Source organism: Parachitinimonas caeni (assembly GCF_030129945.1).
Taxonomy (GTDB): Bacteria; Pseudomonadota; Gammaproteobacteria; order Burkholderiales; family Chitinimonadaceae; genus Parachitinimonas; species Parachitinimonas caeni.
In genome coordinates, this window is sequence record NZ_JARRAF010000005.1 from 104618 (window position 1) to 130214 (window position 25597).

Genomic DNA, 25597 nt, shown 5'->3' on the forward strand with positions numbered 1-25597 from the left:
ACTGGATTCGAGCTGCGTTATGGTGAGTGAGGCAACACAAATCTGCTCTCGCAACCAAGTAGTAGACCTTTTTAAACTTTGTAAGTTAGAGGAAATTAACCATGAACAAGCTTATCGCTGCCCTGATTGCTGGTCTCTTCGCTACTGTTTCCATGACTGCAGTTGCTGCTGACGCTCCTGCAGAGAAGCCTGCAGCTGAAGCCAAGGCAGAGAAGGCAGACAAGCCTGCTAAGAAGGCCAAGAAGGCCAAGAAGGCTAAGAAAGAAGAAATGAAGGAAGAGAAGAAGGAAGAGAAGAAGCAGTAATTCTGCTTTTATCTGTCTTCAAAAAAGCGGAGCCAAGTGCTCCGCTTTTCTTTTGCCGGTTTGGCGCGAGTCTGCGCCTTGCCCAATAAGGTGCCGGACGGCCTGTTTATGGCGTCGTCACCCGGAATTCGGGATTGCAGGCTGTTGTAAGATATTGGTTCCATTTCCACTTACACGCCACGACCATGCCCTCCATTGAATTTCTGACGAATCATCCTTCCATTGCGGTTGCCAACATCTACTGCATCGGTCGCAACTACGCGGCGCATGCGGCTGAGTTGGGCAACAAAGTCGAGGCAGAGCCTTTGGTCTTTATCAAACCCACTTCGGCCATCCAGAAAGAAGGCGAGCCCTTGGTGTTGCCGACGTGGTCGCAAGAAATTCACCATGAAGTCGAGCTGGTGCTGGTGATCGGGCGGGGGGGCAAGCATATTTCGAAGGCTGCCGCCCTGTCGCATATTGCCGGCTATGGCATCGGGCTTGATCTGACAGCAAGAGATTTGCAGAACGTTGCCAAGCAGAAGGGCCTGCCCTGGACCCTTGCCAAAGGTTTCGATGGTTCAGCCTGTTTGTCCCGATTTGTTCCGGCTGCCGCGATTCCAGATCCGCAGGATGTATCTTTCAGCCTCGATATCAATGGTGAGCGTCGCCAGACCGGTGACACCCGGATGATGGTCTACGACGTGCCTACCCTCATTGAATACGTGTCCAGCCGCTTTACCTTGCAGGAAGGGGACTTGCTGTTTACCGGTACGCCAGAGGGCGTTGGCCCACTGAAGTCTGGCGACAAACTGTCGATGAAGCTGGGGGGATTGCTGGACGCGGAGTTTGTTGTTGCCTGACGCCTTGACGGCGGGAGAGGTCTGGCGCAGACCTCTTCCAATACCGTCAAGCTGGCTGTTGCCGGGTTGTGGATGCGTTTGCCAACCCGCTTTGGCGCGACCGGAAACAAAACCCAACTGAGCCTATGGCTGTATGGCTTTTAGCTGCGCGTCGGCCAATCCGACCAATAGTGCTTTACCGTCCGGCCTGACCCGGAATTCGCCATAGCGGGCATTGGCCCAACGCTCTGCTTCTCCCTCCTTGAAGTACCAGGCATCGGTGACCAATACCCATTCGCCATGTTTGGGGCTGAGTTCAATCGCGATCTCTCCGGCCTGCAACGGCGTGTCTGTATTCGTGACACGCAGCAGTTCTGCAACGCCCTGCGCATCCAGACGGGCAATCGCGTGGGGGCGTTGGTCTGTCAGCAAACGCCGCAGTTGATTTTCCGCATCTGGCGGTAAGCGAAAACGCAGCGCCATGTAGTCGCCTTGCATCAGCGAGCGCGGATCAACCGGGGCAAGCGCCACATAGACCGGTTGACCGGTCCGGATGATGTCTTCTTTTTGCCAGATACCGATGTTGGCGACCAGTAAGGTCAACCCCAGGCTGGCGCCAACGCCAAGGAGGGTGGCTGGCGAGCGCTTTGGCTGCGAGTGTGCTGGGCCCAGGGCTCGAACCTTGCTGGAACTGCGATGCGCCCACCCGATCAGTGCGCCTAGCACAACAGCGGCACCCGTCAGAATGGCGGCCTTGGTCGCTAGGGGGAGGGATAACTGATAGTAAAAGCTGCCGATGATCCAGGCGCAGGCCAGCCCTGCCGCAATGGCCAGTCGCCACCGCTTGGTGCTTAGGCAATGCGCTAACCCAAACAACACCGCACCCAAGGCCGGCAATAGCCAGCTGAATCCAGCCAGGATGGCCGCGACGCCAGCCAGCCAGGGCTGACGCAGGCTGGGCCAGCGCTGGCTGGTCTGGACAAAGGCTGCCAGGCAGATGCCGAGCGAACTCAGGCGTGTCGCGTAGCCTGTCCATTCTTCCGGAAAGACGTAGCGATAGATTTCGCGTCCCAGGGCGACGACTTCGTTGTTCGCAAGGCTTCCTCCCAGCAGGAAGGTCATTCCCGACCACATCGACAAACCGAGCAGGACTGTCAGCAACCAGCCACTGGCAAAGGCATCGAGTGTGCCAGCCGCTTCGGCATACCCGTCTCGTTCGAGGACATGCCGCAGCACGTACTGACTGATGACCCAGGCAACAAAGCCGGCATGCCACGCCAGCCAGAAGATCAGCAGATGATCTTGCCGGTAGTCAAACCAGTGCAGGGGTAGGGCGGTCATGGTGCCGAAGACTGCGGCGGTCGCCCCCAGGATGGTTTGTAACCAGGGACGTTTGACCAAGGCTGCCACCGTGATGGCAATCACGACCATCATGGCCGAGGCAGCCTGGTCGGGCAGGTCGCGATACAAGCCGAAGCAGAAGGTGGTTGCCCCGACCAGCAAGCCGGGTACGGCGAGCTGCTCGACGAACAGCGGCAGGTTTTTTGAGCGGAACAGGGTGATGGTGCCGGCCAGTAGCAGGCTACCCACCAGATACGATCCTGCGCTGCGGGTGATGAAGTCACCGAATAAGGCGCCGGTTACCAGCAGCAGCGGCAGCGTAGCCAGCCACGCGCCCAGGGCAATCAGCAACACGATCGGCCAGGGGCGTCTATCCGGTGCATGCTCGGTGGCCTCGGCGGGTAGCAGACCCTGGTGAATGGCGCTACGGAGGATGCTGTCAATGCGGGAGGCTTTCATGCGGCGTGCTCCTCGGCAGTGTGGCGGCGGTAGAGTTTGAGCACCAGCGTCACCGTTGCGGCCAGCATGCCGGCTGCTACCAGGCCGATCAGCATCAGGTGGCCCAGAATGTCGTGGCTGTCTGAGTTATGAAGCAGTAGCCGGCTGATGCCGCAGACCAGAAGCGTATTGAAGCTGAGTGCGGCGAGGCTGACGCCATAAATATCGAAAGCTTGCCGGCTGGCCGAGACGGCTGCCAGCAGCAGGGTGGCAATCAGGCCGAGCCAATAGTGCAAGGAGACATCATGATCGAACAGCCCGCACAGGGCCAGAAAGCTGAAGGTGCCCAGGCATAGGGTGATGGCCGTTCGCAGCGACCAGACGCCCGCACCGCTGAAGCGTTGACACAAGGGGCCGAGCCACAATACCAGCAACAGGCTGGCTAACCAGCCGGCGGTGTGGGCGGGCAGATCTTCGGTGGAAAAGTGCCAGCGATGGCCGATATGGGCATGAACCCATAATGACACCCCGGTGCTGACAACCAGCGCCCAAGGCGCCCATAGCACGTCACTGCGCAGGGCCAGACACAGCGGCAGGGCGAGTGCCGCCCAGAGCGCAAACAGCTGCCATGGGTCGGCGCCAGTCTGGTAGGTTTGGCCAAAATAGGCGAAAAGCCCACCGATGCCGAGTAGTGATAACAAGCCCAGTGGCGCACGGCCAGCCGGGCGCAGCAAAGCGCCGATTCCGGTAGCCAGCACAAATGTCTGCAGCAGGCCAAAGCGTCCGAAGCGGCCAAAAGTTTCCCAGTTTGCGGCAATCCACAAAATCACCCCGAAGCCGCCCAATGCGGCAGCAAAGATGGCAATGCCACGCGGCAGCCAGTGCTCCAACCCTGCAGGTTCGGTCTCCAGATCGCCTAGTTGTAGCAAACGCTGCAGGGTTGGGCCATCAAGCTGATGGCGGGCCGCAATTTGATAAAGCTCTGTACGTAAAGACATCCACTGCCTCCATGGTCAGAATCCGGCGGTCTGGCGGGCCATTGGAAGGCGCTGCCGGCAGCCGGTCACGGGTTCATGTTAACCCGGTATTGATCTGCGGTAATCAGAGGATGGGTAAGCAATGCTTGCCTGCCGGCCAAAGCTGACCGGGTAACGCCACAGCAGCTGGCTCCATTGCAGCTCTCCACTTGTGCGGCGCAAGCCAGACGGGCGCGCTGGCGTGCTTGAAAGGTGAGGCTCTCGCCATCGCCCAGCCATGAAAAAAGCCGGCGTTAAGCCGGCTTTTCCGTGTCTTGCTGCTGCGTGAACTGACGAGCTTGCCGATTACCGCCAGTAAGCCTTGGCGCGGCCATCGGTCGATACCCAGGGGCGCGACTCGGTGCAGCGGGCAGGATGGCAGCTGCCACCATACAGGCCATAGTCGCTGACCGACTTGCCATCGACCCACACACTCAAGCTATAGCTGCGGCCATCAAGCGTGGCTGTCGAGCCATTCCAATATTGATGGTATTCGCTGAAGCTGCTGGCGGGCTTGCTGCCACCACTGTTGCTGCCGCTACTGCCGGTGCCGCCAACCTCCTGCCAATACGCGCTGACCCGGCCATCGCTGGTGCGGAAAGGGGTGCCGGCACCGCACAGGTCTGGCGAGCAGGAGCCGCCATACAGGCCGTAACTATTGCTGATGGTGCCATCGACCCGCACATTGAACGCATAGATCTTGCCGCTGAAGCTGGCCTGATCACCATGCCGGTACTGGCTGTAGGCATCAAATGCCTTGACGCTGGAGGGGGTGGTATTGCCGCCGGTTCCTCCCTTGCCAGCCTCGGAGGTGATCCAGTAAGCCATCACCCGGCCATCAGTGGAGCGGAAAGTGCTGCCGCCCGGAGCAACCGTCGAGCCATACAGGCCGTAATTGCCGGCCTGCACCCCGTCTACCAGCACGATCAAGGTATAGCTCTTGCCATTGAGCTGGGTCTGGTCGTTGTTGAAATACTGCTTCTTCGCGTCGAATGTGGTGTTACCGCTGCTGCCTCCGCTGCCCCCCCCAGAGCTGCCGCCTGTCGAGCCCCCTCCTGAGTTGCCATTTCCGGCGCCCTTGCCGTTGTTCCGACCGCCTGCGTAGCGGGCGCCTGCAAAGCTGCCGCCGTTTTCCACCGTGCCGAGCCAGCTGTAGAACTCGTTGTCGTAACGGGTGCCGATTTTCTCGAACAGCACCTTGCCGTACTCGTCGTACTTACCGACACGCATATGCTGCGCCATCAGCTCGACATCATCGCGGTGACGCTCGAACATAAAGCGCATAGCGAGATAACCCCAGTTATAAGCACGGCTCTGGTAATCGGCCATTTCGTAGGTATTACGGAAAATCGTGCTGAGCGGATAGGTTTTCAGACGCGCTGCGGCAATTGCTTCGGGGTAATCATTCTCATGCGAGAAATATTCGGCGATGCCTTCCATCCACCAGACAATCGGCTGGCCAGACCAATAGGCTTTGCCATAGTTCTCGATATTGTAGATATTATCAAGATAGTGAATGAATTCATGTTTCAGATTCCAGATCAGTGGCTGCCCATCTTTATGGTAGGCATAAAACCGCTGGATATTACCAGGCTGCGATGGGTCGCCTTCCATGGTAATACCGCCATTATTGGTGTCGATAGCGTAAATTGCACCGCCATATTTTGAATATTCCGACTTGCTCTTGAAAGCAATGACTTCCAGGCCACCATCGTATTTGGTAGGGATGGCATTATTATTGCGCGGGTCTTTATTGCCGAATAGCGAATATCCAAACAGCTTGTGCTCATCTTCCAGTAACTGACAAGCCAAAGCCAGGTCGGATTGAGAATATCCCTGAGACTTGATTTTAATGGTGGGGCTGCATTGGCGAGAGGAGGTCAATACGGCGGCTTCCCACTTCTCCTTGGCATTACAAGTACCATAGTAATTACAATTGTCGCCATCATTCTCTTTGATTTTACGTGCGGCATATAACCAGATGGATTCCCCTCGACCAAATAGTGCGGTTTCAGACAAGGCTTTTCTGACTAAAGGCCGGGCATGGGTTTTCAATTCCGGGAATTCGAGCATGCCGGCAATAACGCCCATGGCAGCGGATAAGACATATTCGTTCTGGGTGCCAATCAGCTTGCTATTGGCGTTGTAAAAGTCGTTGGCGGCGTAGAGATAGGAGGTATCACGGCGCAGGGCTGCGGTGCCGGCCTTGTCGTAGTAATAAAGGCCATCAAATAGCCTGAGCAGCTCATAGATCGCGGCGGCCGTGCCATTCTTTTGTACGAATTCACCTCGGGCATCATTCAGCTTTGCCTTGAGGGTTGGCATGAAATAGCCGTAGTCCTTGGTATGCGAAATCAGTTTGTAGGCACTTTGCATCACGTCACCATTTTGCCAGGTGACGGCGCGTGAACCATAAGAGGCAAATAAGCGATCAAGACCCGCACGAATTTCGAGTTTCAAAGTCTCGCTGAACGTGGCATTGCCTTGGGGGTTATTGGTTGCGCGATAGTAATAACCCGCTCGCAGGTATTCCTGAATATCGAGAATATTATCGCTATTGCTGCCATCGTAATTACGGGCCAGATTACGGAATTCACTCGCCATCGTCATCATTTGTTCTTCACTGAACAAATAGTTGGCAGTGGCCGCACTGACGTTGAATAAGGCGCGTGAGCAATCAGAAGTTTTTACTTTTTCAACCAGCTGAGCACCACGATAAGCGGTCAGGGCATCCGGGCTGCATTTGCTGGCGGTAAATGCCATTTGCTCGCGCTGGCGCTGAAAAACATTCCCAGCATGTTCCTGAGCATGATCTTCTGCGTGGCTGGTAATTTCTGGCCTGGGTTTAATTCTGGCATTTTTCGGTAATGCCATATCGGCATGCGCTGCGCCAGAAAGAAACGTGGCGATGGCAAATATACGGGCAATACTTTGGGGACTGAAAGTTGCTTGCATGGGAGAATCTCTGTGTCAAGTTTAAATAAACGACACGATATTGATCCTGCATTTACTAGACGTCATTGCACTGCGACCTCTCCGTCTAAAGGGCCAGTCAGATACCTGTTTGCTGGTGACGTATCATCCACGCCCCGCTGCAGTGTTCTGGTGGTCCTTACAAATCCATCCATGACCCGGCTATGCTGGCGCGCTGATTCCCTGATTGGACAGCAGCGCCATCAAAGCCTGACTCGATCTGGTCTTCTCGCCTTTCTGGGCGGCGCCGGGAGCCTGCAGGATGGTTGTGTAGAACAATATCGTCATAAAAGAGCGAGTCGCCATATTTTATTTTATTGTCATTATTGTCAAGCATTATATGCATATTGCATTTTTGAAGTTTAAGAATATTTTTATTTGAATCATTGGGTTAGGTATGTTGTTGGGCAGTTTGACTTGTAAGCTTTTTGCAAGGTTTACGGCGATCTGGTAGATGCTTGTCCTGCGGATCGTGAATGGAAACTGCAAGCAGTTGGGCGTGCAGGTGCACTTTTTTGCAACGGTTTGGTCACATGGCAGCGTTACGCTATGCCGCCTCTGAAGGCTGCTCCTGCCAGGTTTCCGGCTGGTTGGCCGCACAGGTCCGCCTTAACTCAACTCTTCTCTCAAGGTTTTTCATGTCTAACCGTTTGCTTCTGATAGTTGTTTTGTTGTCCAGCCTGGGGCTGACTGCCTGCAAGATTAGTACCGAGCCCACCACACCTGAGCCGCTGGTCGCTAGTGTCGAGACACCCAATGAGGCGGCACCGTCTGATATGGATGATCCGGCTGTATGGGTGGCTGCCGAACGTCAGCGCAGCATGGTGATTGCGGCGGCCAAGGAAGGTGGCTGGCGGGTATACGATCTGGAAGGCAAAGCCCTGCAACAGTTTGTGCCGGGTGTGGATAGCAAGGGCAAACCGCTTAATCGCTTTAATAATGTTGATGTGCAGTACAACTTCAATCTGAACGGCAGACGGGTAGATCTGGCGGTATTCAGCGATCGCCGCCAAGACCGTCTGGCGATTTACAAGATTGATCGCGATGACCCCCGTGGCCCCTTGGTGAATGTGACGTCTCCGGAGATCAGCCGCCTGTTTCCCACCCGTCCCAACCCCGACGATCGCAGCAAGACCGTGGCGAATGCAGAGGATGGCAAAAATACGGCCTATGGTTTGGCGCTCTGGCGCGACCGGAGCAATGACCGGCTTTATGCGCTGGTCAACCAGAATAATGAAGCCATCATCGACCAGTGGGAGCTGGTGGCACGTCCCGACAATACGGTCAGCGCCCGGCCGGTGAAGAAGTGGCAGTTTGCCTACCAGTACAAGGGCCAGGATCTGACTCAGAAGAGCGAAACCGACCCGCAGAAGGATTTCAGTCCACAGTTTGAAGGCATGGTTGTGGACCAGCAGACTGGTATTCTGTATGCCGGCCAGGAAGATGTCGGCATCTGGCGTGTCAATCTGAAGACTGGCGTCGCAGAGGGCAAGCCGTTTTACGAGACCCGGACGTTTGATCCCCACAGCCGGATCGCCCGCGATGTCGAGGGTCTGACCATCTGGTACGGTCGCGACGGGCGTGGATATTTGCTGGCATCCAGCCAGGGCAAGGCGCATGGCAAAGTACCCAACCCGACGCCGGGCCTGGACAACACCTTTGCCGTGTTTATGCGCGAGGGTGATAACGCACCGATAGGCAGCTTCTCGATCGGGGCCAATCGTGGCCTGGGCATTGATGCGGTGCAGGAAAGCGATGGGGCAGATATTTCGACCGTGGCATTGCCCGGTTTCCCGTTCGGGGTGCTGATCACGCAGGACGGGTATAACGATGATCTCAATCATCTCGATGGCACGGTAAAGGCCACCAACCTGAAATTCACGCCGTGGCAGCGGGTGGCCAATAGCTTTTCAAAGGCGCTGAGTACCGACAGCAACTACGATCCACGCAACCCTTGATCTGGCTTGGCAACAGGGCATAGGCTCTGTTGCCTTTCACCATCAAGTGCCCTTGGGGGGCCTCCGCCATGATCGACTTTCCGTTACAGCTTGATACCTCACGATTGCTCCTGCGCCAGTTCAAGCACGACGATTGGGTGGGTCTGCATGATCACTACAGCGATGCTGAATGCACCCGCTTCACCTTCCGTCGGGCGCTGACCGAGGGCGAAAGCTGGCGCGCCATGAGCAGCATGGTGGGGCATTGGACGCTACGTGGATATGGGCCTTACGCGGTCGTTGAACGGAGTACTGGCAAGGTGGCGGGAGCAGTAGGGCTTTGGTATCCCAATGATTGGCCGGAGCCGGAGATCAAATGGGCGTTGGCGAGACAGTTTTGGGGTAGGGGCTACGCGTCGGAGGCCGTCCGGGCGGTGCAGGCGCCGGCCCGCCAGCATCTGGGCAAGGCACCGATCAGTTTTATCAACGCCGAGAACGAACCCTCGATCCGGCTGGCGCTGGCGGTAGGAGCTACCCATGAAAAGACCGTGGAGTTCAGAGGCTCGCCCTGGCATGTCTATCGCCACCCAGGTTGATCGGCAAAAGGACCTGAGCGCTGTTGCAATTTTGTTTTCGGATCGCGTTTCGTCGGATTTGGGCCTGATGCAAGGAGAAAAACGCGCCGCCTAGGGTAAGCCATGCGATTTCCCATCTGAGCGCACAGGCTATAAGGCTTGCGTTGCAAGCCAACAGCCTGGCCGTCAACGCAGCAGCAGGCCCAAATCCGACGAAACCCTTTTTCCCTGCAAGGGGGACGCCGTGGCTGTAAGCCCCTTTGCGGCAATAGCCACGCAAGGCCGGGGTCGTGAGGTGGGATCGCTTATTTAGCTCGCTAAACGGCACTTACTCGGCCTCGCCCAGCCCCAAAACTCGGCCCAGCGCGACCGGAAACAAAACACCAACAGAGCCTGGAAGATTGCCACTATTTAGGGTTGGCCCAGGCAATCGGTGAAATCGCTTGTGTGGCACATTTCAATAAAAAGCGGCTCGATTGAGCCGCTTTTGCTTTGGTTTGATGTGTAGCAATAACGGGTTGAGGCTTAAAAAGAAAACCTCGCCGTAAACCCGGATAGCTGCTTGGCCAGATTTGATAGATGCGCAGCGGCGGTGGCGACTTCGCGGGTGGCGAGGTCGTTTTCGTCTGCCATGGCGGCAATGCGCTCGACATTCTTGGCAATTTCCTCGTTGGCCTTGCTTTGCTCACGGACGGACGAAAAGATCTGCTCAACCCCGCTGCTGGATTGGGTAACCGCGCCGGCAGCCTCTTCCAGAATCGAGCTGAGCTCCTTCAGGGCATGCTGGCTTTCATTGAGCGAGTTGAGCCCCCGTGTGACCACTGCCGCTACCGAGCGTGACTGGCTGGCAATCTGCTCGGTGACAGCGCTGATCTGGCCGGCAGAGGTGCCGGATTTTTCAGCTAATTGCCGTACTTCATCGGCCACCACGGCAAAACCCCGGCCTTGCTCGCCAGCGCGGGCGGCCTCGATGGCCGCGTTGAGGGCCAGCAGATTGGTCTGTTCGGCCAGATTCTTCACTTGCCCGGTGAAGGTGGCGATCTGGTTGGTGCTATCCACAAAAGCCCGCACGCTGCTGGCGATTTCCTGCACATCGCGGTTCAGAGCAGCCATGGCATCGCTCATGGCATGCAGTCCTTCCTGCCCGGCGCGCGTGCCGCTCAGACCTTGGGCGGAAGCCTCGGCGGCATCGCTGGCGTGGTCGGCTACCATGCTGATGCTGACGGCAACCTGCTGAACTGCAGCCGCAGTGGTGGCCGAAGCATCTTTCTGCGCCCGCGATGCGGTGGCTACCTGATCGGATGTCTGTGCGAGCTGGGTGGCGTCTTCGGCTACCTGCAGCGATGAATCGACCATACCCTGCAAAACGGTGGCGAGGCGGCCGGACGTTTCAGAAATCGCCATCAACAAGGCGCCGGCTTCATCTTCGCTATGCGGCTTGGGGCGATAGGTAAAGTCGCCATCGGCCAGCTTGCGCGCGGCGTAGACGGCCTCGGACAGCGGCTTGCTGACGGTGCTGCGGATGGTTAGCCAGAGCAGGCTGCTCAGCAGCAACAGTAAAGCTACCGTGCCGCCGATCAAAACCAGCTGCACATGGCGGGCGCCAGCCAGAAATTCGTCTTTGACACCCACCACGACGATGCGCCAGTTCCATTCAGGCAAGGATGACCATGCTGCCAGCGTGTTGCCGAGCTTCGGGTCGTGATATTCGAGTTTGCCTTCGGGTTTGCTCAGAATCTCGCTGATGTAGGCGAAGCCATCGGCGTCTTTGGCGTCTTTGATCACTTCCCCTTCGGTGCCTGGGTGCAAAACCACCGTGCCGGCAGACTTGGTGCTGCTGTCGATGGCGAATACATAGCCGCTCTGGCCGATACGCAGTGCCCCCAGCTTGCTCTTCAGGGCTTTTAGCCCCTCCGTAAAATCAAGGCCAATGTAGCGGGCCGCTACCACTTTGCCCGCATCGTCTTTGACCGGCTCGTAGCCTGTCATATAGTCGCGCCCAAACAATCTGGCTTTGCCGATGTAGCTGTCCCCGCGTAGCAACAAGGGATAGGCTGGGTGATCGTGAGCGAGGATGGTGCCAACAGCACGATCACCATTTTCTTTCTTCACCGACGTGGCCACCCGAACGAAGTCCTCGCCCTTGCGCACAAAAATGGTGGCAGTGCTGCCTGTGATCTGCGTAAAGGCATCTACCTTGGCGAAGTTGAGGTTCTGCACTTCGCCATTGGCCTGCAGGCTGGGGGTTTCATGCTCGCCCACTTTGACCACATTGCCGGCATCGACCGTGATCGGGCCGAGTTTGTCTTTCAGAACGGAGAGTAAGCGCGCCGACTGCTCGGACAGGCTGTCGTTGTATGCCTTGGTCAGATCGGTCGCCAGCCGGTTGAGGGCGCTGACTTCCTCATTGGCGATATGCATGAAGGCATTGGTGATGAGCTGCGAGGCAATCAAGGTCGCCAGTGACATGGCTACCAGCAGGGTGAGTGCCTGACCAAAGATCAGCTTGCCGCCGATCGACAGTTTTCGATAAACACGCATGAGACTTCTCCCAACAAAGACAATCAAAGTTCTTCATCGAGCCGAGGCAGTGAGCGAGTTTTTTGAATGTTTATGGTGCTTCGGCGGGCTGATGCGAATCCGGCTACCGATGCAGGTAGCGGGCGGCCCGGTGATATTGCTTCAAGCTGGTTACAAATGGCCGGGCGAAATAGGCACTCAATTACTATAGACAGCATTCTGCAAGTTTGAACCTCTTTATCCGTTGTGCGCCGGTTTCACGTCGTTCAACACCAGCGTTTCCCAGTCCACAACTATCTTGTTGTCCCACAGGAACGCGGCGCAATGATGCGTCTCGTAGCTGGCGGCATAGACCACGTGTTGGGCTATGGCGCGTCGCTGCCATTCGTTCGCCTCATCATGCTTGCCCATTTTCCAGGCAACCAGACCGCGCAGCCACAAGGCGGTGCCGTAGTTCTCATCCATCTTCAGCACCGCATCCAGATCCCGTCTCGCTTCCTCCAGATAGCCGGTCATCAGGAAGACCTCGGCCCGGGCGCGGCGCATTTTGTAGTGCTGGTTGTACAGAATGTACTGGTCCAGCGTATCTCCTGCTCGCTCCTCTAGCCCCAGCCAGCAGGCGGTTATGATGGCCTCGAAGGCCGCTTCATTCAGCAGGCAGGTCTGAACAGGGGGGTACAGGGTGGCAGCGCGTTCCAGATAAGGCAGAGCCTGCTCGACGGCGCCAACATCTTTCATCCGGCGCCCCATGCCATAGCAGGCCGGGTAATACCCTGGGGCCAGTTGCGCGGCCTCACGGTAATACAGCCACGCTAGCCGCTTGTCATTCATTCGCTCGGCATCGGCAGCTGCCTGGTAAGTCTGAATACCTTTAACGGTCACGCCTTCCCGCAGGATGGACTCTCCATTGAGCAAGGCCTGCCGGATGGCGCCGAGATCCCAGCACGCGGAGTCATGCCAGTCTTCATCGATAAGGTATTGATGCTCATCCCGCAGTACATAACGGGCGTCATGCCACGGAATCACTGTACCCGGCAAACTGCTGTGATGGCTGTAATCCCAGTTAGCCAGCAAAAACACCAGCGTGTCCCGGGATAGCTTGATATCGCTGACGCTGTAAAACCAGCTGAATAGATATGGGGTGTTGAGCGTGATGCGGGGGCTGCTTCGCACGGCCTCATGGTCATCGGCATACAGCTGGGCGAAATACTTGACATGCACCGTTCCCATGCACTGAAGGCTCTCCTCTTCCAGATAGAGCTCGTCTGCATGAACGTCACCTGTTACCCACAGCGAGAAATTCGTGCCATCGCTTACCCGTAAATTGCCTTCCACCAGCAGGATGCATCGCCCTGTCCGGGAGAAAGCCAGTGCTTCATCCCAACGGCTATCCAGCGTGTAATCCCCTCTCAGGTATACCACCTCCAGTGCATCATGGTCGTCGATGTCCCAGTCTTCCGCATCAAACTCAAACTGGGTGAAACGCGCCAGCGCCGCTGCCAGCGACAGGACTTCATACTGGTCCGGCTCGGGGATACCTTCAGCTCCAGCAACCATGGAAACACTCCAGCAAAGGTGGCAGGCGTCCCTGCCATGAATCGGACAACTAAGCGGCGCGCTTACGGCCTTGCATCAGGCCCAGATCTGACGAAGCGCGATCCGAAAACCAGACGTCAGCAGAACCTGGGCAGCATATCTGCAAGTGTGAACCATGCTTGGCGATTCTGGGTGCTGTGGACGTGGCGCTGTCTGAGCGGCAATGAAATGTCCCCTGCGCTTTGGGTATTCCCCCACAGCAGTGCCGAACAGACATTCCGAGAGATCGGCAGACTCGTCCTCAAAAAGTTCAGGATGGCTGAAAGTTTGTTGAGGTGAGGTCAAGGCAGATTCAAGCCCGCCTGAAACCTGGCATTCCGTCGGCGTACTACGATGCCGGGCCGGCCGCCACCTCTGGCGCCAACACTGAAGATATAGAAAGCTGATGCAAAGACCTACCCGTTATGGCGACGAAGTCGTCACCCTTGATCGCGTCGCCCGCGAGGCCGGGGTTTCACCCAGTACGGTGTCGCGCATCCTCAATGGTACCGCCAGGGTCAGCGAAGCCAAGCGTGATGCGGTTGAGCAGGCCATTCGCCGCTTGAACTACCAGCCGAATGCCGTAGCGCGCGGCTTGGCCAGCGGCCGTACCCTGAGCATTGGCGTGCTGGCGCCGGACATCGCCAGCCCTCTGTATGCCGACGCCTTGCGCGCTATCGAACAGTCATTGGCTGATCAAGGCTATTGGCCTTTGTTCGTGAGTCGGCAGGGTGATGACAGGCACGAATATGCCCAGCTGTGCCAGCTGGCTTCACGCCAGGTCGATGGCGTGATCTTGCTTGCCGGACAAGTCGAAGATGAACGGTTGCGCGACTACGCCTTGCGAACACCGATCTGTCTGATCGGGCGTCAATTGCAGGCCCCCAATGTGCAATCAGTTGTTGCGGATATCTCGGCAGGGGCGAGCATGGCAGTGCAGCATCTGCTGGATCTGGGGCATCGGCGGATTGCTTACATCGGCCCGGCGGGAGATAGCCCGGAAGCGCAGGCCTGTCTGCATGGTTATCAGCAAACCCTGCGGCAAGCTGGTTTGGAATTCGATCGGCGTCTGGTGCTGGGGGCGGAGGGGCAGGGTGCTGGCGGTATGCTGGCGATGCAGCGTCTGCTGGATTCGCGGCTGGATTTCTCCGCAGTGTTTGCCGGTGACGACCAGCTGGCCTTGGGTGCGCAACTGGCGTTGCGTCGGCGCAATCTGCGGATACCGGATGAGATGTCGCTGGTGGGCTTTGGTGACTTGCCCGTAGCGCCTTACACCACCCCGCCACTGACGACCGTACGCCTACCCGGCCACGAGCTGGGCAGCCTTGCGGCGAAAGCGATTGTCAGGTTGATCGACGGCGAAACGCCCAGACTCGAAGTGCCACCCTTGCAGCTGGTGATTCGGGAATCTACACGCCGATTGCGGCGCTGAATGCTAGGTTCTGTTGACGTAAGGTTTGCGACTGTAAACCTTACGTCAACAGAACCCAGGCACGGCAGAGCAAGTCTGCCGTGCCTGGCAAGAGGCAAGGGCAAAACAGACAGGCTTACTTGAAAGCCCAGCGCTGTGCTCTGGTGCCGTTGCAGCTGACGATCTGGATTTGCGTACCATCGCTGGCGTCGCCGTTAGCGATATCCAGGCACTTGCCACCCGGACCCCGGATTTCACCGTTGGCCAGTGTCCAGCGTTGTGCCTTGGTGCCGTTACATTCCCAAAGCTGGACGCGTGTGAAATCAGCGGTCGAGCCGTTGTCCACATCCAGGCACTTGCCTGCCAGACCACGGATTTCCCCGGTCTTGGCAACAAAGTTCCAGGCCTGCGCCTTGGTGCCATTGCATTCCCACAGTTGAATGCGTGTACCGTTTTCGGTCATCTGGTTATCGACATCCAGGCACTTGCCCATAGCTTGAATCTGATCAGCGTAAGCCGATACAGGGGCCAGCAGACAGGCGGCTACCAGGGTCAGGGCGAATTTTGAAGTCTTGCTCATTGGCTTGCTCTCGAAATGAGTGAATAAAATCATCGCTTATGCAAATAAAGATAAAGCGATTGGCGGATATATAGAGGTCAGTGATATTCAAATGAAACGATGGTGGCTATTTGGCTGATCGAGTCGAGTTATTCACTCGGTAATACAATCTTGATTGCCTCAGCGTATTAAGCGCCATCGCTGCATCGGACTCTGCCTCGATCCAGTGGCTGCAGAATGCGATGACGGGTCTGATAGGGTCAAATAATCACCGCTAATCTCACTAAGCAAACGCTAACGGGCCTTAACGACACCAGGTTTCATCAGGCTTTGGTGGACTGGAGCATTGAAGCTGGGTTTGCCCCGGATGCAGCAAAATGCAGTACACGATTTCGTGAGGGATGGATAAATATATGGTGAGTGAAGACACGCATTGGGGTGAGCGTGTTGCGGTGCCGACATGGATCCGGGAAGGCCATGAGCACAGGAATGGATTGAATCAAATAATTGATGGTTTTTCTATGTGTCTGCAAGTATTTGGATTATATGCGAGCAAACTATATCGGGTTGTGCAACGCAGTTATTGACACCTTTGGGTGGTGGACATTCAGCTGCCATGATGTAAAAGTAAATGCCTGCCCGATGGTAGGGTGGAATATCTAAAACAAACTAAGAGTATTTTATATGAAAAAAAGTGTTATTGCGTTAATGATGCTATCTGGTTTAAATGTTTTATCTGTTGCCCATGCAGCAACACCAGGGCAGGAAGCATTTGTAGACCGCATGTATCGCCAGGCTCTGGGGCGCGCTCCCGAGCCAAGCGGATTTGCCAGCCATATCCAGTTCATCAATAGCGGGTTTTGTACTAAGGAGCAGGCTGGTCAGGTAGCCAGAGGGTTCTTTGACTCTGCAGAGTTCAAGAGCTTCAATCTTACCCCCACTGAAGCCATTCGCCGGGTCTATCGTGCCGTGCTGAATCGTGAAGCGGAACCGGAAGGTTTGGCAAATGCTGTTGCGGCAGTGAATGCAGGAACCTCTGTGGCAGCCATTGCGGCCTCATTTACCAATTCGCAGGAGTTTATTACGACGCAATTGCCGACTTACTGTAATGGCGCACCGCCTGTGAATTGTAATGGCGCTGCGGTCGGAGCAACCAAGGAAGAGTATTGGCCATTCCCTGAATATGATTTTCCACGCCAGATAGGAACGACTAAAGATTTCCTGGGGCGCGAGGTTTTGCTCTGCCAAAAAACAAGATACAGAGTCTATAACAAATTTGTTTGCAACTCTCAGGGGGCGTGGATTCAGGAGTTTCCAAGAACTAGAGTCTTTGATGGGTTTGAAAGCTATCAATCATCCGGATTTATCTGCTTTTGATTGAGTAAATGAATGAATAAAAATGGCCAGCATTAAAAGGTGCTGGCCATTTTTATTGATATTTTCGGTTTTTTTAGGGGTTCTGATGGTTGGGGCATTTCAAACCAATAGCCATCTGTATTGGCTCATTCATGCGCTTTTGCCCACTCGACCACTCGCTGTGTCAAAGTCATTCGCTGATCATTGAACCCGTGGTCCGTATCGAATCGGTAGTCGGTGACCCGGCTCCGGGCACGATAGAGGTCGGCCAGGCTGGGGCCGGGTGGTGGCTCAGCGCCGGTGCCTTCACTGGCGACGATGATTAGCAAGGATTTGCCTGCAAGGGCGTCGGTAATAGCGGTTGGCGACCAGAAATCAGCGTCGTGCAGAATCTCATCGACATAGGCCGTGGCCGACTCGACTGTCACCATTCCCAGCGATTGCAGCCAGTTCATGAAGGGCTGTGGTGCTTTGCGCAGCTCTTCTATTTCGCTTCGCATATCCGTGCCATCAATCAGCGCTACGCCGCGAATCCGGGCGTCTGCGGCGGCAGCGCGTAACACAGCAGGGCCACCCAGGCTGTGCCCCAGCAACATCAGGCGTTCCGGGTCGATGCGGTATTCCTGCTGGTTACCTGCGGTTCTTAGAAAACCAACGGCGGCTTCGATGTCTTGCAGGGAGTGTCGAAGTGAAAATGTGCCGGGTGAGCCCCAGCAGCCACGGTAATTGAAACTGAGCACGTTGAAACCCGCTCGCCGCAACGCCATACCGACATCCAGACTGCCGAGGGCATCGGGTAAGCCGCGTGCCAGAATCACAGTTGGATGTGGTCCGGGTCCATCAGCCAGAAACAGTCGCCCGGCTAACTGGGCGCCTTGGCTTGCGAAGCGGACGTCTCTGGCCGTGGCAGGATGCGAGGTGCTACGTTGTGCGGGGTCTTGGCTGAGGGGATCGAAGTGGCGGACTGGGGTGCAGGCAACCAGACCGGCCAGCAAGGTTAAGGCCAGACAGCGCATGGGTACTCCCTGGTTGGATGGGGCTGAGATGCGGCGGGTGTGGCAACAACCCGAACCCGGTCAGGTGGTGACGGGGTCCGGGTCTGCGGGGAATTTTGGCTAGCGTGGAGCCAGGCGCAAGGCGCCATCCAGGCGGATGGTTTCACCGTTGATCATGGCGTTTTCGAAGACGTGGCGGACCAAGGCTGCGTATTCGTCGGGTTCGCCCAGGCGGGCCGGGAAGGGAGTTTGCGCGCCGAGTGAGTCCTGAATTTCCTGTGACATGCTGGCCATCATCGGTGTCTTGAAGATGCCTGGGGCGATGGTGACGACACGAATGCCGAGTTTGGCCAGCTCGCGTGCGGCGGGCAGAGTCATGCCGATTACACCGGCTTTCGATGCCGCATAGGCAGCTTGTCCAATCTGGCCTTCATAACCGGCAATCGAGGCGGTATTGATGACAACGCCGCGCTCACCGCCGGCGTTCGGAGTGTTCTTCGACATGGCGTATGCCGCCAGTCGCATCATATTGAAGCTACCCACCAGGTTGATGTCGATCACGCGTTGGAAATTGGCCAGCAGATGCGGACCTTCGCGGCCAACGACGCGCTCACCGGGGGCGACGCCTGCGCAGTTGACCAAGCCGTCGAGCTTGCCGTGACGGGCGACAGCCGTGTCGATGGCGGCCTGGGCACTGGCTTCGTCGGTGACATTGGTGCTGACGAATACCGCGCCGACTTCTTGCGCCAGGGCCTCACCGGCTGCGGCATTGACGTCGGCAATCACCACTTTGGCACCTGCCGCGCTCAGCATGCGCACTACTGCGCCTCCAAGGCCGGATGCGCCCCCTGATACAACAAATGATTGGTTTTCGATCTGCATCGTGCATTTCCTTTTGAGAATGAACTGGCTAAACAGCGTGGCCGCTTCTGGCAGCCTGAGAACCTGCCTGCGACTGTTGACGCCGGGCGCAGAACAGGTCTCTGGGGATTTGGGGCGGGGAGCCTAGGCTTTGGCGGGTTCGCGCACAATCAGCGCCATCATGCGGTCGGCCAGCTCGTCGATACTGAGGCTGCCCTGCCGGTTGTACCACTGGATGGTCCAATGCAGGCCACCGAGAACCAGACGGCGTAGCAGCGAGGTGTCTTCGGGGACCAGGCCTGCGCGTGCGGCTTCATTCAAGATGTCCTGCCACAGGGTTTCATATTCGTCCCGCAAGGGCACCAGCTGGTCGCGCGCTTTCGAGGAGAGGCTGGGCCATTCATAGAGCAGCACGGATAGCGCGCCCTTGTCTTCGCCCAGCAGGGTGTTCAGGTGAACCCGAAACAGCGTCGTCAAACGCTCACGCGGGTCGTGGACATCTTCGAGTGCTTCGCGCAGGCAGTCGGTGATGTCGCCAATACCGGCAGCCATTACGGCAACCAGCATCTCTTCTTTGGTGCGGAAATGGTAGAACAGACTGCCAGATTGCATGCCGACCGCCTGGGCCAGATCACGCACGGTGGTGCGCTCATAGCCTTTCTCGCTAAATAGCCGGGCAGCGGCGGCGATCAGTTCGGTTCGGCGGGTTTTTTCTTCTGCGGTTGTCATCGTCAAGCTCATGGGTAGGGCACGAAGGCCATGTAATTGTTCTGGCTGCAAATTTACAGCGTGATCCTGAATCATCCAGCAATGCCGGTAGCGGCATCCTGTTCAAGAACCATGCCGGCTTGGCGATATTGTGGTACAAGCGGGCGCTCTTTGTCAGCCGGAAGTCGAGCAGTTGCTCGGTTTTTTCTGCCGGAACAAGCAGGGCAAGAAGGGTGGAAGGCAAGCCTGGGGCGCTTCCGAGCGTGAAATCATGCGGCCTGCCACCTAATATCCCAATAGGCTGATTCGCGATTAAGCACATCTCCTTTTTAATACCCTCATCGAGGTCCTCATGCGCCATCTGACGCTTGCCTCTCTCGCTGTATTGGCATCCACCCGGCTCTTTGCTGCCGAAATCGAAATGTTTGCGCCTCAAGGGGCCGTCACTCAGGTGCGTCAGGTCAAGGCACGCTTTTCCGCGCCGATGGTGGTGTTTGGTGAGCCACGCCTGCCCGCGCCCTTTGAAGTGAGCTGCCCGGAGAAAGGGAGCGGACGCTGGATTGACGAACGGACCTGGGTGTATGACTTTGAACGTGATGTGCCGCCGGCCGTCAGCTGCCACTTCAAACTCAAGGCCGGCCTGAAAACGCTGGCTGGCGAGGTTGTGAATACCCCGGCACCTGCCGCAGAGGGGGAGGCTGCGGGAGTGGCTCGCGTCAGTACCCTCAGTTTCAGCACGGGCGGGCCGGAGGTGATCCAGCACTGGCCGCAGACCTATACCGCTATCGACGAAAATCAGGCGTTTGTGTTGCGCTTTGGCGCCAGACCGACGGCTGCCAGCCTGCAGCAGAAGGCCGGCTGCCTGGTTGAGGGCGTGGGCGAGCGCATGCCTATCAAAATCCTGACTGGTAGCGAGCGGGAACGGATTCTGTCAGCGGTCTTCGGCAAAAATGGGCGACCGGACAATCTGGAAGTCGTGCGCTGCCAGCGCACCTTACCCAACGGAGTGGGGACAACCCTGCTGCTCGATGCGGGCCTGGCAACGGCCAATGGAGCGACCTCGGCGCAGCCTAACAAGCTGGAATTCCGGGTGCGTGAACAATTTACCCTGACCCAGTATTGCGAACGTTCCAATAGCAAAGCCGGCTGTATACCGATATCCGATCTGCGCCTGCGTTTTTCCTCGCCCGTCCCTTGGGCGCAGGCACAAAAAATCGCGCTGACTACGGCAGATGGCAAAACCCGCTTCAAACCACGACGCGATGAGGAAGAGCCAGATGCCAAGTCGGTAGACGGCATCCGCTTTGCACCGCCGTTTCCCGAGAGCGCGGTGCTCAAGTTGACGGTGCCGCCCGACTTGCGCGACGAAGAGGGGCGCAAGCTGGAAAACGCCAAGTCCTTCCCGTTGTCGATCAAGATGGATGCCTACCCGCCGCTTGCCAAGTTTGCGGCCAACTTCGGCATCATCGAACGCAATGCCGGGGCTTACCTGCCGGTTACCGTGCGGAATGTGCGGCCAGATCCCGCTGCCGAGAAACCCAAGCAGGAACGCAGCCTGCTGGGCACCCTGGCAGATGCTATCGGTTCCAGCAACAAGGCGCCTGCTGCGCCTGCCGGGCTGCCTTACCGGATTCTGACCCTGACTTCGGATGCGGACATGATCGCCTGGTTCAAGCGGGCGCAGCGCGGGCCGGAGCAACCCAAGGAAGGCACGCCTGGCGTTACCGTGGATGCGCGCAGCTGGTCGTTATTGTCCAATCAGCCTCTGGCCAAGCCTTATCAGCTACCCGTGCCCGCTGATGACAAGCCGGCCGAGGTTATTGGCGTGCCGCTGCCCAGCTCGGGCTTGCATGTGGTGGAAGTGGAAAGCCGCCGTCTCGGCGATCGGCTGCTGGAGCCAACGGCGTCCATGTATGTATCGGCTGCGGCACTGGTGACCAATCTGGGCATCCATTTCAAGGAAGGCCAGGACAATGCGCTGGTGTGGGTGACCACGCTCGATAAAGGCTGGCTGGTGAATGGCGCCACGGTTGCGGTGTACGACTGTAATGGCAAGCCACTGGCCAGCGGCAAAACCGACAAGACCGGCCTGTTTCAGATCGGCAAGTCTCTCGCCAGGAAAGATTGCAACCGCTTCATCATCGCCCGTGTTGGCGATGATATGGCGCTGGCTTCGTCAGACTGGGATAACGGTATCGAGCCCTGGCGCTTCAATCTGAACACCGCCTATCAGTACGGCAATCAGGATAACCGCCTGCTGTTCCATTCGATTTTCGATCGCTCCCTGCTGCGGCCGGGCGAGACCATTTCGATGAAGCATGTCGGTCGTCGTCAGAGCATGCTGGGGTTTGATCTGCTGGGGGATAACCAACAACCGAATCAGATGGCGCTGGTTCATGAAGGCTCGGGCGAGCGGGTGACGGTGCCGCTGAACTGGACCCGCAGCGCCTCGGAGGCCAAGTGGAAGATTCCCAAGGAGGCCAAGCTTGGCCGCTACGATGTGGTGCTGGAGCGAACAAAGGCCACAGGCAAGAAAGAGCCGCAAATTGAAGCCAGCTACCATGCCGGCAGCTTTACCGTGGGGGAGTTCCGGGTACCTTTGCTCAAGGGCTTCGTCAAGCCCGCGACGTCGCCGTTGATCGATGCCTCAGAGGCCAATCTGGCCTTGCAGCTGAGTTATCTGTCCGGCGGTGCCGCATCGGGTGAGCCGGTGGTGCTGCGGGGAGTCGTCCGGTCTCGTTACCTTGATTTCGATGGCTGGGACGGTTTCACCTTCAGCAATGGTGATTTGCCGCCCGATGTACTGTCCGGCGCCAGCAAGACCCGAACGGAAAACGAGGAAGGCTCGGAGGGTGTTGAAAGTGGTGAAGCCGGACCACAGGACCAGCTGCTGGAGACGCAAAAGCTGGTGCTGGATAAGAACGGTGCCGCCGTCGGCAAGCTGGTCGGCATTACCAAACAGCCGTATCCGACCGAGTTGCTGGCTGAAATGGAGTATCGCGACCCGAATGGTGAGCGCCGGACGACTTCGACGCTGGTGCCGTTATGGCCATCCGCCAATGTGACCGGGGTGCTGGTGGATGCCGAGCGCAAGTCTGGCGATGCCATGCCGATCAAGTTGGCTGTGGCCGACTTTGCAGGCAAGCCCAAACCTGGTGAAAGCGTCGAGCTGTATGCCTATCGCCGCAAGGTGATTTCGACTCGCAAGCGCATGCTGGGTGGTTTTTATTCTTACGATCATCAAACCAGCTATCAGGTACTGGGCAAGGTGTGCAGTGGCAAGACCGATAGCAAGGGCGTGCTGGCCTGCAGCTTCGCCAGCAAGGAAAGCGGCGACATTCTGCTGCGCGCCGTCAGCCGTGATGCGCAAGGTCGTCAGAGCGTGGCCCACACCGAGTATTCGGTTTACGCCGGTGGCGAAAGCTGGAATGAAGTCGGCAACACCGATCGCATCGACGTGATTCCCGACAAGAAGCAGTACGAGCCAGGGCAGGTGGCCAAGCTGCAGGTCAGGATGCCTTTCCGTGAGGCGTCGGCACTGGTGACGGTCGAGCGCGAAGGCGTCATAGACAGCTTCACCACCACTCTCAAAGCAAACAGCCCGATCGTGCAGGTGCCGATCAAGGGCCACTATGCACCGAATGCGTTTATTTCTGTGTTTGTCGTGCGGGGCCGGGTCGGAGATGTTCAGCCGACCGCCATGGTCGATATGGGCCGACCCGCCTTCAAACTGGGGATTGCCGAGGTTCAGGTGGGGGGGCGTGCCAATCAGCTTGATGTGAAGTTGACGGCCGATCAGCCCGTCTACGAGACCCGTGCCAAGGCGAAGGTGAAAGTACAGGTGAAGACGGTTGATGGCCGACCGCTGCCCAAGGGTGGAGAAGTGGCCTTCGCTGCGGTGGATGAAGGCTTGCTGCAGCTGATGCCGAACGAGAGCTGGAAGCTGTTTGACGCGATGATGGCCAAGCGCCCCTACGCAGTCAAAACGGCTACTGCGCAGATGGAGATCATCGGCAAACGCCACTTCGGCAAGAAAGCCCTGCCACCTGGTGGCGGTGGCGGTCGCTCATCCACCCGCGAGCTATTCGACACGTTGCTGAAGTGGCAAGGCAGGGTGGTTCTGGATGACAAGGGGATGGCCGAGATCGAAGTACCGCTCAACGATTCGCTGACGGCCTTCCGTCTGGTAGCGATTGCGACGGCGGGCAGCGACCGCTTTGGCACCGGTGAAACCAAGATCCGCAGCAATAAAGATGTGATGGTGCTGCCAGGATTGGCGCCACTGGTACGGGAGGGCGATAAGCTCGATGCCCTCTTTACCGTGCGCAATACCACCGCCAAGCCGGTCAGCCTGACGGTGAGCGCCAAAGTCACCGTACGCGGGGCGGCTAATTTCACGCCAGAACCGCAGACGGTGGAGTTACCGGCCAACGGTGCCCGTGAGATCGCTTTTGCTTATGAGGTGCCTTTCAATGCCAGCAACCTCAGCTGGCAGGTCGAAGTGCTTGGGGCGGATGGTAAGCGTTTTGATTCGTTGAAACTGGGGCAGGCCGTCAGCGCTGCGGTGCCGGTCAGAGTCTGGCAGGCCAATTTGTCCCAGCTTGATGGCGAAAGCAGCCTGAAGGTTGAACGGCCTGCCGATGCGCTGCCCGGCCGGGGCGAGGTGCGGATCGGCTTGTCACCCAGCCTGGTCAATATCGGGTTGGAAGGGGTCGATCGCTATATGCGCAACTACCCTTACGTCTGCCTTGAGCAGAAGACGTCGAAAGCGATTGCCCTGCGCGATAAAGATCTGTGGATCGACATTACCCGCCGTCTGCCGATCTACATCGACGACGATGGCCTGGCAACTTACTTCCCACGCACCGGGCGAGGGAGTGACACGCTGACGGCTTACTTCCTCTCGATTGCGGCGGAAGCAGGTTGGGAGATTCCGAATGATTCGAAAGAACGGCTGTTGGCGGGCCTGACGGCATTTGCCGAAGGCCGTCTGGAACGCAAGCTCTACGAGTGGGATCTGCGCAGCCGAAGCGCCCGTCAGCTGGCTGCGGTGGCCGCCCTGGCCCGCCACGGTGCTGCGCGACCAAAGCTGCTCGAATCGATTGTGATCGAACCGAATCGTTGGCAGACCGGGGCTGTGCTCGACTGGCTGGCCATCTTGCAATACAGCAAAGATTGGCCCAATCGTGCCAACCTGATCAAAGCCGCCGAGCAGGTGTTGTGGGGGCGACTGGATCTCTCGGGCACGGTCGCACGTTTCTCGACAGAGCGCGACGATTACTGGTGGTGGCTGATGCAATCCCCCGACGCCAACGCCGTGCAGGCACTGCTGTATGCCGTCAACTCCGACAGCTTCAAGGCCGATGCCGGCAAGCTGGCGCGTGGCGCCCTGGCACGCCAGCGTGAGGGGCACTGGAATACCACACTGGCCAACGTCTGGGGGGTGGTGGCGATGGATCGCTTTGCCAAAGTATTCGAAAAAGTGCCGGTTGCTGGCGTGACCTCGGCCAGTCTGGGCGGCAAGAGTGACAACCTGAACTGGACCAACAAGCCAGAGGGCGGATCGCTGGTGCTGCCGTGGCCCGACAAGCCGGGAGCCCTGGCCGTGAGCCACCAGGGGGCTGGCAAGCCATGGGCAATGGTACAAAGTCGAGTGGCCATGCAACTGAAAGAGCCTTTCTCCGCCGGGTTCAGCGTCAAAAAGACGATCACTGCTGTCGAAGCGGCTGGCACTGGTTATTCGCGAGGCGATGTCTGGAGAGTGAAGCTCGATTTCACTGCACAGGCAGACATGACCTGGGTTGTCGTCAATGACCCGATCCCGGCTGGCGCCACTTTGCTCAATCGAGGTTACGGCGGCGACTCTGCCATTCTTGGCGCTGCCGAGACCCGCACAGGGGCCTGGCCAACCTTTGAAGAGCGGGCATTTGATGGGTATCGCGCGTACTACGAGTACCTGCCCAAAGGCAGTCATAGCATTGAATACACCGTGCGTCTGAACAACCGTGGCAACTTCAACTTGCCGCCAACTCGGATAGAGGCCATGTACTCGCCAGAAACTTTCGGCGAAAATCCCAACCCGAACTGGCAAGTCAAGTAGCTTTTGTACATACAATGAAACAAAACCCAGCTGCTTCTTTTGCAACAAGCGATAGGTTCGGCGTGGCGAAAGTGCAGACTTTCCAGGCGCCAGGCATGAAAATCGT

At 57.5% G+C, this 25597-nt stretch carries 17 protein-coding genes; 7 read left to right on the forward strand and 10 right to left on the reverse strand.

Translation table 11 applies throughout. The annotated features are described in order from the left end of the window. Nucleotides 1–101: 101 nt before the first annotated feature. Nucleotides 102–305 carry a hypothetical protein gene (locus PZA18_RS05900; RefSeq protein ID WP_284099879.1) on the forward strand — a complete coding sequence of 68 codons (204 nt, stop codon included), beginning with the start codon at nt 102–104 and terminating at the stop codon, nt 303–305. A 185-nt stretch (nt 306–490) separates the two neighbouring features. After that, on the forward strand, nt 491–1147 hold the full coding sequence (locus tag PZA18_RS05905; RefSeq protein ID WP_284099880.1) for a fumarylacetoacetate hydrolase family protein: 657 nt from the start codon (nt 491–493) through the stop codon (nt 1145–1147). Between the two features lie 123 nt (nt 1148–1270). Here PZA18_RS05905 and PZA18_RS05910 read toward each other — a convergent pair whose 3' ends face one another. The 3 genes from PZA18_RS05910 to PZA18_RS05920 all read right to left on the reverse strand — a co-directional run bounded on the left by PZA18_RS05910 (nt 1271) and on the right by PZA18_RS05920 (nt 6876). Beyond that, nucleotides 1271–2926 (reverse strand): GDYXXLXY domain-containing protein, encoded by a 1656-nt coding sequence (locus PZA18_RS05910; protein ID WP_284099881.1) that lies wholly within the window; start codon nt 2924–2926, stop codon nt 1271–1273. Continuing rightward, on the reverse strand, nt 2923–3903 hold the full coding sequence (locus PZA18_RS05915) for a DUF2157 domain-containing protein (protein ID WP_284099882.1): 981 nt from the start codon (nt 3901–3903) through the stop codon (nt 2923–2925). Before PZA18_RS05915 ends, PZA18_RS05910 begins: the two co-directional genes overlap by 4 nt. 324 nt (nt 3904–4227) lie before the next feature. Continuing rightward, on the reverse strand, nt 4228–6876 hold the full coding sequence (locus PZA18_RS05920) for a collagenase (protein ID WP_284099883.1): 2649 nt from the start codon (nt 6874–6876) through the stop codon (nt 4228–4230). A gap of 656 nt (nt 6877–7532) precedes the next feature. On the opposite strand from PZA18_RS05920, the gene PZA18_RS05925 reads away from it, so the two are divergent. Then, nucleotides 7533–8852, forward strand: a complete 1320-nt coding sequence (locus PZA18_RS05925; protein ID WP_284099884.1) for a phytase — start codon at nt 7533–7535, stop codon at nt 8850–8852. Between the two features lie 68 nt (nt 8853–8920). Further along, nucleotides 8921–9427 carry a GNAT family N-acetyltransferase gene (locus PZA18_RS05930; protein WP_284099885.1) on the forward strand — a complete coding sequence of 169 codons (507 nt, stop codon included), beginning with the start codon at nt 8921–8923 and terminating at the stop codon, nt 9425–9427. A gap of 504 nt (nt 9428–9931) precedes the next feature. Here the strand turns inward: PZA18_RS05930 and PZA18_RS05935 are convergent. Both PZA18_RS05935 and PZA18_RS05940 read right to left on the reverse strand, forming a co-directional pair. Further along, nucleotides 9932–11947 carry a methyl-accepting chemotaxis protein gene (locus PZA18_RS05935; protein ID WP_284099886.1) on the reverse strand — a complete coding sequence of 672 codons (2016 nt, stop codon included), beginning with the start codon at nt 11945–11947 and terminating at the stop codon, nt 9932–9934. Nucleotides 11948–12163: 216 nt separating this feature from the next. Next, entirely contained in the window at nt 12164–13483 is a 1320-nt protein-coding gene (locus PZA18_RS05940; RefSeq protein ID WP_284099887.1) for a tetratricopeptide repeat protein, read from the reverse strand. Between the two features lie 424 nt (nt 13484–13907). Between PZA18_RS05940 and PZA18_RS05945 the strand changes: the two genes are divergently transcribed. Continuing rightward, entirely contained in the window at nt 13908–14933 is a 1026-nt protein-coding gene (locus PZA18_RS05945; RefSeq protein ID WP_284099888.1) for a LacI family DNA-binding transcriptional regulator, read from the forward strand. Between the two features lie 115 nt (nt 14934–15048). On the opposite strand, the gene PZA18_RS05950 is transcribed toward PZA18_RS05945, so the two are convergent. Beyond that, nucleotides 15049–15492 (reverse strand): ricin-type beta-trefoil lectin domain protein, encoded by a 444-nt coding sequence (locus PZA18_RS05950; protein ID WP_284099889.1) that lies wholly within the window; start codon nt 15490–15492, stop codon nt 15049–15051. Between the two features lie 663 nt (nt 15493–16155). Here PZA18_RS05950 and PZA18_RS05955 point away from each other — a divergent pair. Then, nucleotides 16156–16848 carry a DUF4214 domain-containing protein gene (locus tag PZA18_RS05955; RefSeq protein WP_284099890.1) on the forward strand — a complete coding sequence of 231 codons (693 nt, stop codon included), beginning with the start codon at nt 16156–16158 and terminating at the stop codon, nt 16846–16848. 125 nt (nt 16849–16973) lie between these two features. On the opposite strand, the gene PZA18_RS05960 is transcribed toward PZA18_RS05955, so the two are convergent. From PZA18_RS05960 to PZA18_RS05975, 4 genes are all read right to left on the reverse strand, one after another. Next, nucleotides 16974–17843 carry an alpha/beta hydrolase family protein gene (locus PZA18_RS05960; protein WP_284099891.1) on the reverse strand — a complete coding sequence of 290 codons (870 nt, stop codon included), beginning with the start codon at nt 17841–17843 and terminating at the stop codon, nt 16974–16976. Nucleotides 17844–17942: 99 nt separating this feature from the next. Continuing rightward, the gene (locus PZA18_RS05965; protein ID WP_284099892.1) at nt 17943–18704 is read right to left on the reverse strand and encodes an SDR family NAD(P)-dependent oxidoreductase; all 762 of its coding nucleotides are present in this window, start codon (nt 18702–18704) and stop codon (nt 17943–17945) included. A gap of 123 nt (nt 18705–18827) precedes the next feature. Then, a complete protein-coding gene (locus tag PZA18_RS05970; protein ID WP_284099893.1) occupies nt 18828–19412 on the reverse strand; it encodes a TetR/AcrR family transcriptional regulator in 585 nt (194 codons plus the stop codon). After that, nucleotides 19348–19752 carry a hypothetical protein gene (locus PZA18_RS05975; RefSeq protein ID WP_284099894.1) on the reverse strand — a complete coding sequence of 135 codons (405 nt, stop codon included), beginning with the start codon at nt 19750–19752 and terminating at the stop codon, nt 19348–19350. The genes PZA18_RS05970 and PZA18_RS05975 overlap by 65 nt, the downstream gene beginning before the upstream one ends. On the opposite strand from PZA18_RS05975, the gene PZA18_RS05980 reads away from it, so the two are divergent. Then, entirely contained in the window at nt 19744–25491 is a 5748-nt protein-coding gene (locus PZA18_RS05980; RefSeq protein WP_284099895.1) for an alpha-2-macroglobulin family protein, read from the forward strand. The genes PZA18_RS05975 and PZA18_RS05980 overlap by 9 nt on opposite strands. Nucleotides 25492–25597 lie beyond the last annotated feature (106 nt).

Excerpts from the sequence above, each read along its gene's own strand:
- PZA18_RS05900 (WP_284099879.1), top strand. The coding sequence starts at position 102 with ATGAACAAGCTTATCGCTGCCCTGATTGCTGGTCTCTTCGCTACTGTT.
- PZA18_RS05905 (WP_284099880.1), top strand. The coding sequence starts at position 491 with ATGCCCTCCATTGAATTTCTGACGAATCATCCTTCCATTGCGGTTGCC.
- PZA18_RS05910 (WP_284099881.1), bottom strand. The coding sequence starts at position 2,926 with ATGAAAGCCTCCCGCATTGACAGCATCCTCCGTAGCGCCATTCACCAG.
- PZA18_RS05915 (WP_284099882.1), bottom strand. The coding sequence starts at position 3,903 with ATGTCTTTACGTACAGAGCTTTATCAAATTGCGGCCCGCCATCAGCTT.
- PZA18_RS05920 (WP_284099883.1), bottom strand. The coding sequence starts at position 6,876 with ATGCAAGCAACTTTCAGTCCCCAAAGTATTGCCCGTATATTTGCCATC.
- PZA18_RS05925 (WP_284099884.1), top strand. The coding sequence starts at position 7,533 with ATGTCTAACCGTTTGCTTCTGATAGTTGTTTTGTTGTCCAGCCTGGGG.
- PZA18_RS05930 (WP_284099885.1), top strand. The coding sequence starts at position 8,921 with ATGATCGACTTTCCGTTACAGCTTGATACCTCACGATTGCTCCTGCGC.
- PZA18_RS05935 (WP_284099886.1), bottom strand. The coding sequence starts at position 11,947 with ATGCGTGTTTATCGAAAACTGTCGATCGGCGGCAAGCTGATCTTTGGT.
- PZA18_RS05940 (WP_284099887.1), bottom strand. The coding sequence starts at position 13,483 with ATGGTTGCTGGAGCTGAAGGTATCCCCGAGCCGGACCAGTATGAAGTC.
- PZA18_RS05945 (WP_284099888.1), top strand. The coding sequence starts at position 13,908 with ATGCAAAGACCTACCCGTTATGGCGACGAAGTCGTCACCCTTGATCGC.
- PZA18_RS05950 (WP_284099889.1), bottom strand. The coding sequence starts at position 15,492 with ATGAGCAAGACTTCAAAATTCGCCCTGACCCTGGTAGCCGCCTGTCTG.
- PZA18_RS05955 (WP_284099890.1), top strand. The coding sequence starts at position 16,156 with ATGAAAAAAAGTGTTATTGCGTTAATGATGCTATCTGGTTTAAATGTT.
- PZA18_RS05960 (WP_284099891.1), bottom strand. The coding sequence starts at position 17,843 with ATGCGCTGTCTGGCCTTAACCTTGCTGGCCGGTCTGGTTGCCTGCACC.
- PZA18_RS05965 (WP_284099892.1), bottom strand. The coding sequence starts at position 18,704 with ATGCAGATCGAAAACCAATCATTTGTTGTATCAGGGGGCGCATCCGGC.
- PZA18_RS05970 (WP_284099893.1), bottom strand. The coding sequence starts at position 19,412 with ATGACAACCGCAGAAGAAAAAACCCGCCGAACCGAACTGATCGCCGCC.
- PZA18_RS05980 (WP_284099895.1), top strand. The coding sequence starts at position 19,744 with ATGCGCCATCTGACGCTTGCCTCTCTCGCTGTATTGGCATCCACCCGG.
- PZA18_RS05975 (WP_284099894.1), bottom strand. The coding sequence starts at position 19,752 with ATGGCGCATGAGGACCTCGATGAGGGTATTAAAAAGGAGATGTGCTTA.